The following is a 7,881-nucleotide window of genomic DNA, read 5'->3' as shown; positions in this document are numbered from 1 at the left end:
GCCACGGCGGCGGGCGGGTCGGACGCCGCGGGCGCCGCCGGCGCGAGCGCGCCCAGCTCGGCAACGTCCGGCTCCGTAGCCTTCCGCTACCTCGACCCGGCCATGAAGCCCCAGCTTGACACCGTGTTCGGCCGCATGGCCTCCTCCCTCGCGCTGGAGCTTCACCTCGACGAGCGGCCGATCTCGGCTGAGCTGCGCGGCTGGATGGAGGAGCTCGCGGCCTGCACCGACAAGCTCTCCGTGGCGGTGGCGCCGCAGGAGGCGGCCGCCGGCGAGCCCGCAGCCGGCCTCGCGGCGCCGTGCGTGCGCGTGCTGCGCGCCGACGGATCGGACACGGGCCTCGCCTTCCACGGCGTGCCGGGCGGCCACGAGTTCACGAGCTTCATCCTGGGGCTGTACAACGCGGCGGGCCCCGGCCAGCCCCTCGACGACGAAACGCGCGAGCGCATCGCGGCGGTCGCGCCGACGCACCTCGACGTGCTGGTGTCGCTGTCGTGCACGAACTGCCCCGACGTGGTGGTGGCCGCGCAGCGCATCGCCGCCGACAACCCGGGCGTGTCAACGCACGTTTACGACGTCGCGCACTTCCCGCAGTTCAAGGATCGCTACCAGGTGATGAGCGTCCCGTGCCTCGTGGTGAACGAGGGCGAGAAGATCGCCTTCGGCAAGAAGGGCCTGTCCCAGGTCCTCGACCTTCTGGGGTAAGGGAAGGGGCGCCCGCCGTGGGCGCCGAAGCGGACTACGGAAGCGAAGGAGCTTGGCTTGACGAGCGAGTTTACCATCGGGTGCCACCTCTCAAGCGCCAAGGGGTATGCGCGCATGGCGCAGGACGCGGCCTCCATCGGGGCGAACACGCTCCAGTTCTTCACGCGCAACCCGCGCGGCGGGCGCGCGAAGGCCATCGACCCGGCTGACGTGGCGGCCTTCCACGCGTTCGCGGCCGAGCACGGCATCACGCGCTTCCTCGCGCACGCGCCCTACACCATGAACCCTGCGGCGGCCAAGCCCGAGACGCGCGCGTTCGCGCTCGAGACGCTCGCGGACGACCTGGCGCGCATGGAGCACACGCCGCACCAGATGTACAACATGCACCCTGGCTGCCACGTGGGCCAGGGCGCGGATGCGGGCGTCGGGCTCATCGCCGACGCGCTGAACGCCGTGCTCGCCCCCGAGCAGACCACCACGCTGCTGCTCGAGACCATGGCGGGGAAGGGAACGGAGGTGGGGCGGACGTTCGAGGAGCTGGCGGCCATCATCGAGCGCGTCGAGCTGGCCGACCACGTGGGCGTGTGCCTGGACACGTGCCACGTGTGGGACGGCGGCTACGACGTGGCGGGCGACCTCGACGGCGTGCTCGAGGAGTTCGACCGCGTGGTGGGGCTCGGCCGCCTGTGCGCCATCCACCTGAACGACTCGAAGAACCCGCTCGGCGCGCACAAGGACCGCCACGCGGTGATCGGCGGCGGCTTCATCGGCGCGGAGGCGTTCGGGCGCATCGTCAGCCATCCCGCGCTGCGCGACCTGCCGTTCTTCCTGGAGACGCCCCATGACGCGCTGGTCGAGTGGGGTGAGGAGATCGCCGCTTTGAAGGAGATGCGCCGCGCGTAGGACGTGCGCTTCTGGTATAGTGCGCGCCATGGCCAACGTTTCCGACAACCACGACACGCCTGCGGTGGCGAAGCGGCGCGAGCGCGAGATGCGCACCATCTCGCAGATGATCGCGCTGTACTGCGCGAGCAGCCACGCGGCTGCCGAGCGCACCGAGACGGCCCACTGCGGCGAGGCGGTGTGCCCTGCGTGCGCCGCGCTCGACGCGTACGCCGTGGCGCGCACGCGCGGCTGCCGCAAGATGGACGTGAAGACCTCCTGCGACGAATGCGAGAACCGCTGCTACCGCGCGGCTGAGCGCGAGCAGATCTGCGCCGTGATGCGCTTCGCGGGCCCGCGCATGATCACCAAGCATCCCATCGCCGCCGTTCGCCACCTGCTGGGGAAGTAGCCCGCGGCGACGCGCCGCCTGCGCGTGCCGAGTGCGCCGCCTGCGCTTGCCGGCTCGCACGCCGTCTGCGTGCTGGCGCACCCGCATGCCGCCCGCGCGCGTCGCTCGCGCAGGGGCAGCGTGCGCCTGCGCTCACGCCGCTTCCGGGCTGCCCTCGCGTGCCAAAAGCGGTATCATAGGCGGGTCATCACCGCATAGGTCAACGGCGTCTGCCGTAGGAGGAAGGTCACCGTGAACCCGCTGTCCTGGAACGAGTACTTCATGGGAATCGCCAAGCTGTCGTCTTTGCGCAGCAAGGACCCCCACACGCAGGTGGGCGCGTGCATCGTCAACGACAAGCGCATCATCCTGGGGATCGGCTACAACGGCATGCCCATCGGCTGCGACGACCGCGAGTTCCCCTGGACGTCGAACGGCGAGTACTTCGACCAGAAGTACGCCTACGTGGTTCACGCCGAGCTGAACGCCATCTTGAACTCGTCGGCGCCGCTCGACGGCTGCACGGTGTACACCACGCTGTTCCCGTGCAACGAGTGTGCGAAGGCCATCATCCAGTCGCGCATCGCGCGCGTGGTGTACCTCGAGGACAAGTACGCCGACACCGACGGCACGCGCGCCTCGAAGCGCATGTTCGACGCCGCCGGCGTGGAGTACGTGCGCTACGTCGAGCGCGAGATCGACATCAGCGCGCGCTGACGGCTGCGGCCCGGCGCGGACGATTGCGCGTTGGCGGCGCAAGCACGCGCTGACCTGCGCCAGCGGTTGCACTGCGGCCTCAGGCCGACGCGCGCTTCCCAAGCTAGCGCAGGCCCTTCCCTTCCTCGTCCTCCTTGTTCGCCACGAGCATCTGCTCGAACATGGAGGCGGTCTGCGAGAAGTCGCTCGGCAGCACCACGGTGGACATCCGGCCGCTGCGCGCGAACTCGGTCATCATGTCGGTCCACTGCGTGAAGATGAACAGCTGGTTTGCTTCCGCAGCCGACACGCCGGAGTCGCGGATCACCGACAGCGACTCGGAGATGCCGTCGGCGATGGCCTTGCGCTGCGCGGCGATGCCGATGCCGGCCTGCTCCATGGCCTCGGCGCGAGCGCGCGCCTCGGTGACCACCTTGATGCGCTCGGCCTCGGCGAGCGACTGGGCGGCTTCCTTCTCCCGCTGCGCGGAGTTGATGCGGTTCATGGACTGCTCCACGTCGGAGGGCAGGTCGATGGACGTGATCAGCGTGGACACCACGTCGAAGCCGTACGCCACCATGAGGCCCGACACCGTGACGTTCACGTCGGAGGCGATGGCGTCCTTCTTGTCGAACACCTCGTCGAGGGTGTACTGCGGCACGCTCGAGCGCAGCGCGTCGATGAGGTAGGAGCGCATCTGCGCCACGGGGTTCGCCAGCATGTAGTAGCTGCGCCATACGCCCGACTGCTCGGGGCTCACCCCCGGCGTGACGGACACGCGGTACTGCGCGGCGATGGACATGGTGACGGTCACGTTGTCCTTGGTCTTCGCGTCGATGGCGAACTCCTCCTGGCGCGTGCGCAGGTCGACGCGCGCGGCGATGCGCTCGATGATGGGGATGCGGAAGTGCAGGCCCGCGGGCGCGGTGCGGTTGAACTTGCCGAGGCGCTCGATGATGGCGACCTTCTGCTGCGGCACGATGTAGATGGACTGCAGCGCCAGCACCACGAGGATGGCCAGCAGGATCAAGGGCACGATCAGCGCGGACAAGATGGCTGCGACGGTCGGCATGAGGGCTCCTATCCAAGGGGGCGAGACTTTCCCCCATGATACACGAAAGCGCCAACGCGCGCTGCAGGCGCCGTGACGTGCTGATGCCGCGACGTAGTTGCGCTACCGCGTATGAACGTCGCGGCGTGCGGGCGCCGCGCGCGTTGGCGCTGCGGCTTCGGCTTTTCCGCCTCCTTTTCGCGAAATTTCCTGTTGACTCTCACGTTGCGTGAGGGTTTATGCTTCCTTGTGCGATCGCAAAAGCGGAGGCGAGCGAAGGGAGGCGGCCGCGATGCCGGGGAGGGGATACTCGGTGCACGAGCTGGCGAAGCTGGCGGGCGTGAGCGTGCGCACGCTGCACCACTACGACGAGCTGGGGCTGGTGCGCGCCCGTCGCGCAGCCAACGGGTATCGGCGCTACGAGGCGGCGGAGGTCGACCGGCTGCATCAGGTGCTGCTGTTCCGCCAGACGGGCATGCCGCTCGCGGACATTCGCCGTATGATGGAGGACCCGGCGTTCGACCAGCGCGCGGCGCTGCGGCGCCACCTCGGCGCGCTGCGCGCCCAGCGCAGCCAGATTGACGACATGATCGCGAACGTCGAGAAGACGCTCGCATGCTTGGAAGGAGGGCCGAAGATGGCCGACGAGGAGAAGTTCCGCGCGTTCAAGCGCGACCTCATCGCGAAGAACGAAGCCGCCTACGGTGCGGAGGTGCGCGAGAGGTGGGGAGACGCGGCGGCGGACGCCAGCAACGCGCGCGTGATGGGCATGAGCGAGGAGAGGTGGAGTGAGGTGCGGCAAACCGAGGCCCGCGTGAAGGAGCTGCTGCTCGAGGCTCTGCCGACGGGCGACCCGACGTGCGCGGCGGCCCAGGAGGCGGCGCGGCTGCACGGCCGGTGGCTGCAGGCGTTCTGGGCCGAGGGCGCCTACTCGAAGGCGGCGCATGCGGCGCTTGCCGAGGGCTACGTGGCTGACGAGCGCTTCCGCGCCTACTACGAGGCGTGGGCGCCGGGCGCCGCGGAGTTCCTGCGCGACGCCATCGCGGCGTACTGCGCGAAGTAGCGGGGTTCGATAACGGAGAGGACCTACGACGGCGGGGTCCTGTCGTAAGGAGCGGCGAGGCCCCACTGCCTCGGGGCCTCGCCGCCTGCACGTCTTACCAGCTCAGCAGCTCGTAGCCGTCCTCGGTGATGACGATCTGCACCTCCCACTGGGCGGTGGGCGCCCCGTCGGCGGTGCGCACGGTCCAGCCGTTGGGGTCGGTCATGTCGATCTCCTGGGCACCCATGTTGATCATGGGCTCGATGGTGAACATGAGGCCCGGCGCCAGGATGGGGCCGGTCCCCGGCTCGGTGACGAAGCTCACGAACGGGTCCTCGTGGAACTCCAGGCCGATGCCGTGGCCGCCGAACTCGCGCACCACCGTGTAGCCGTGCGCCTTCGCGTAGTCGTTCACCGCCGCGCCGATGTCGCCGAGGTGTCCCCACGGCTTCACGGCCTTGAGGCCCTCCTCCATGGCCTCCTTGCACACGCGCACGAGGTCGGCCTTCTCGGGCGTGGTCTCGCCGATGACGAACATGCGCGAGGAGTCCGAGAAGTAGCCGTCCTTGACGGTGGAGCAGTCGACGTTGATGATGTCGCCTTCCTTCAGCACCTCGTCAGGGGAGGGGATGCCGTGGCACACCACCTCGTTGGCGGAGGTGCACACGCTGTTGGGGAAGCCCTCGTAGTCGAGCGGCGCGGGGACGGCGCCGTGCTCGACGGTGTAGTCGTGCACCCACTGGTCGATGTCGGCGGTGGTCACGCCGGGGCCGATGCGCTCGGCCACGTAGTCGAGCACCCCGACGTTCACCTCGGCGCTGCGCCTCACGCCCGCGATGTCCTCGGGTGTCTTCAGCAGGCTGCGGTAGGGCACCTCCTCGCCCGCGTCCCACAGCGCCTGCAGGCGCTCGTCGGTGTCGAGGTGGCACTTCTTGTACTTCTTGCCGCTGCCGCACCAGCAGACGTCGTTGCGTCCGAGCTGGGGCTGTCCGTCGTACATATTCACGATGCTCATCCGTTTCTCATGTTCGCGCACGCTGCGCGAGCGGGGCTCGCCCTGGCTGGCAGGCCGTCGCGCGTGCGATTTCGGGTTGGTTTGCGTCAGCAGTTATACTACTCCAACTTTTGCCGGAGCGCGCGGTCGTCTGCGTGCGCTCGGCGGGCGAAAAACGGGGGATCGTGGGACGTGAGCCTGCGGTGTTTCCGCTTTGCTGGAGGGCGTGCAGATTTCTCGGGGCGTTTTGGCAGAAATCTTCAGATATTTGTTCTTTCAGGGAGACTTTTGCTGTGCCGGCGGGGCTAATCAGCTCTCAGCGTTTTTTGTAAAATGCTGTGACCTGCGAATTTGCTGACAGGTGCTTTGAAGGTGCAAGGCGAATTCGCCTCTGACGGCTGAGGGAAAGACAAAGATCTGAAGATTTCTGCCAAAATAACGGCGAGAAACTGCACGGGGGCGAAGAATCGGCTTCCCTCGCGCTCTCGAGTGCTCTTCTTGCGCCGCTGTGTTCCATTTGTTATAGTATAAATAGAACAGAAAATGATGCGGCAGGCGAGAAGAGACGGAGGAGGGGACGATGGACGTCACCTTGAGGCGGATTCTGATATTCTTGGGCGTTACCTTTGCCTTGACGTGGGCCTATGAGTTCATGGTGGTGTGGCCGGCGGCGACGGGCGGGTTGGGCGACGTGCCCGCGGTGGCCGTTCAGCTGATCGTGGCCGTGGTCATGTTCTTCCCGGCGATCGGCGTGGTCGTCACGCGGCTCGTCACGCGCGAGGGGTTCTTCGGCTCGTCGCTGATCGCGCCCGTTGACTTCCGCCGCACGTGGAAGTACTGGCTGCTCGGGTGGTTCGGCCCCTCGGTGCTCGTCCTCGCGGGCGCGGCGCTGTACTTTGCGCTGAACCCCGCCGACTTCGACCCCTCGATGTCGCATCTGGCCGCGCTGCTCGAGGCGCAGGCGGCTCAGACGGGCGCGACGATTGCCCCCGACCAGGTAATCTTGGTGGGAGTCGCTCAGCTTGCGACGGGGATCCTCCTCGCCCCCGCCCTCAACATCGCGACGACGTTCGGCGAGGAGTGGGGCTGGCGCGGCTACCTGCTGCCGAAGCTGCTCGAGCGCAGGGGCATCCTGCCGACGCTGCTGCTGTCAGGCGTGATCTGGGGCTTGTGGCATGCGCCGCTCACGATGGCCGGGCACAACTACGGCATGGGCTATGCGGGCTTCCCCTTCGCCGGAATCCTCGCCATGTGCGTGTTCTGCCTGGTGACGGGCGTTTTCATGAGCTATGCGACGCTGCGCTCGGGCAGCTGCCTTCCGGCGGCGTTCGCGCACGGCGCCCTGAACGGCATGGTGAACGCGGGGATCATGTTCTCGGTCTCTGGCGGTGATCCCTTCGTGGGGCCGGCGCCGACGGGCATCCTCGGAGGCGCGGCGCTCATCGCGTGCGGCGTGGTGATGGCGGTGCTGCTGCGCCGCCAGGAGAAGCGCGGCGGGGACCTGCTGCTGCGCCGGCGCCCGGCGGGAGGCGAAGGGGCGTTTGCGCAAGCTGGCGAGAGCGCGCCGGCAGGCGTTGGCGAGCATGCGCCTGCGCGCGACGGCGGGCTTCCGCTTGAGCCTGCCGAGGGCGGCGAAGGGGAGGCCTTCGCTCGGGACGTGAAGGAGCGCGTATGATCCTGCGCATCGACCAAACCTCAAACGAGCCTCTCTACCTGCAGATTCGCAACCAGGTTGTGGCGGCCATCGCGCGCGGCGAGCTGCTGGCGGGCGACGGCCTGCCGAGCGTGCGCCGCTTGGCGAGCGATTTGGGCATCAACCTGCACACGGTCAACAAAGCCTACGCCGTGCTGCGCGACGAGGGCTACCTCGTGATGCGCGGGCGCAGCGGCGCGTACGTGGCCGACGAGGCGCTGGCGGCGTCGGCCGAGCGGCGCGGGCGCGCCGAGGCGGCGCTCGCCGAGACGCTGCAGTCGCTCGCGCTCGAGTACAAGGCGCGCGGCGGCTCGGCGCAGGGGTTTGCCGAGCTCGCGGCGCGCGCGGCGGCCGAGGCGTTCGCCGACCCCGGCATCGCGGGCGCGCGGCGCAACGTGGGCGTGCTCGGGGTTGACGCGGAGGGCAA

Annotated in this window: 9 protein-coding genes; 7 read left to right on the top strand and 2 right to left on the bottom strand. The window is 68.6% G+C overall.

Annotated features, from left to right (window positions below):
- The 4 genes from G7Y49_RS11500 to G7Y49_RS11485 form a co-directional block, all read left to right on the top strand.
- Positions 1-705 (top strand): thioredoxin family protein (locus tag G7Y49_RS11500; RefSeq protein ID WP_206214687.1); only part of this gene is annotated, 705 nt, incomplete at its 5' end.
- 57 nt (positions 706-762) lie between these two features.
- A complete protein-coding gene (locus G7Y49_RS11495; RefSeq protein ID WP_255465936.1) occupies positions 763-1,608 on the top strand; it encodes a deoxyribonuclease IV in 846 nt (281 codons plus the stop codon).
- Positions 1,609-1,636: 28 nt separating this feature from the next.
- On the top strand, positions 1,637-1,999 hold the full coding sequence (locus tag G7Y49_RS11490; RefSeq protein WP_165173957.1) for a nitrous oxide-stimulated promoter family protein: 363 nt from the start codon (positions 1,637-1,639) through the stop codon (positions 1,997-1,999).
- A 231-nt stretch (positions 2,000-2,230) separates the two neighbouring features.
- Positions 2,231-2,695, top strand: a complete 465-nt coding sequence (locus G7Y49_RS11485; RefSeq protein WP_241157406.1) for a dCMP deaminase family protein — start codon at positions 2,231-2,233, stop codon at positions 2,693-2,695.
- Positions 2,696-2,798: 103 nt separating this feature from the next.
- Here G7Y49_RS11485 and G7Y49_RS11480 read toward each other — a convergent pair whose 3' ends face one another.
- Positions 2,799-3,746, bottom strand: coding sequence for an SPFH domain-containing protein (locus G7Y49_RS11480; RefSeq protein WP_165173955.1), 948 nt, complete (start codon positions 3,744-3,746; stop codon positions 2,799-2,801).
- A gap of 271 nt (positions 3,747-4,017) precedes the next feature.
- Here G7Y49_RS11480 and G7Y49_RS11475 point away from each other — a divergent pair, with 271 nt between their 5' ends.
- Positions 4,018-4,788, top strand: coding sequence for a MerR family transcriptional regulator (locus tag G7Y49_RS11475; protein WP_165173953.1), 771 nt, complete (start codon positions 4,018-4,020; stop codon positions 4,786-4,788).
- Positions 4,789-4,882: 94 nt separating this feature from the next.
- Here G7Y49_RS11475 and G7Y49_RS11470 read toward each other — a convergent pair whose 3' ends face one another.
- Complete coding sequence (locus tag G7Y49_RS11470) at positions 4,883-5,767, bottom strand: methionyl aminopeptidase (protein ID WP_165173959.1); 885 nt, start codon at positions 5,765-5,767, stop codon at positions 4,883-4,885.
- Between the two features lie 574 nt (positions 5,768-6,341).
- Here G7Y49_RS11470 and G7Y49_RS11465 point away from each other — a divergent pair.
- Positions 6,342-7,436: a CPBP family intramembrane glutamic endopeptidase gene (locus G7Y49_RS11465; RefSeq protein ID WP_165173951.1), complete on the top strand. Its 1,095-nt coding sequence runs from the start codon at positions 6,342-6,344 to the stop codon at positions 7,434-7,436.
- The coding region (locus tag G7Y49_RS11460) for a GntR family transcriptional regulator (protein WP_165173949.1) at positions 7,433-7,881 on the top strand (449 nt) is incomplete at its 3' end. The genes G7Y49_RS11465 and G7Y49_RS11460, both read left to right, overlap by 4 nt.

The sequence above is a fragment of the Adlercreutzia sp. ZJ242 genome (assembly GCF_011038995.1).
In the GTDB taxonomy this organism is placed as follows: domain Bacteria; phylum Actinomycetota; class Coriobacteriia; order Coriobacteriales; family Eggerthellaceae; genus CAAEEV01.
The sequence above is the reverse complement of the archived record's forward strand: the minus strand, read 5'-3'. Positions and strand labels throughout refer to the sequence as shown.

Excerpts from the sequence above, each read along its gene's own strand:
- G7Y49_RS11490 (WP_165173957.1), top strand. The coding sequence starts at position 1,637 with ATGGCCAACGTTTCCGACAACCACGACACGCCTGCGGTGGCGAAGCGG.
- G7Y49_RS11480 (WP_165173955.1), bottom strand. The coding sequence starts at position 3,746 with ATGCCGACCGTCGCAGCCATCTTGTCCGCGCTGATCGTGCCCTTGATC.
- G7Y49_RS11475 (WP_165173953.1), top strand. The coding sequence starts at position 4,018 with ATGCCGGGGAGGGGATACTCGGTGCACGAGCTGGCGAAGCTGGCGGGC.
- G7Y49_RS11470 (WP_165173959.1), bottom strand. The coding sequence starts at position 5,767 with ATGTACGACGGACAGCCCCAGCTCGGACGCAACGACGTCTGCTGGTGC.
- G7Y49_RS11465 (WP_165173951.1), top strand. The coding sequence starts at position 6,342 with ATGGACGTCACCTTGAGGCGGATTCTGATATTCTTGGGCGTTACCTTT.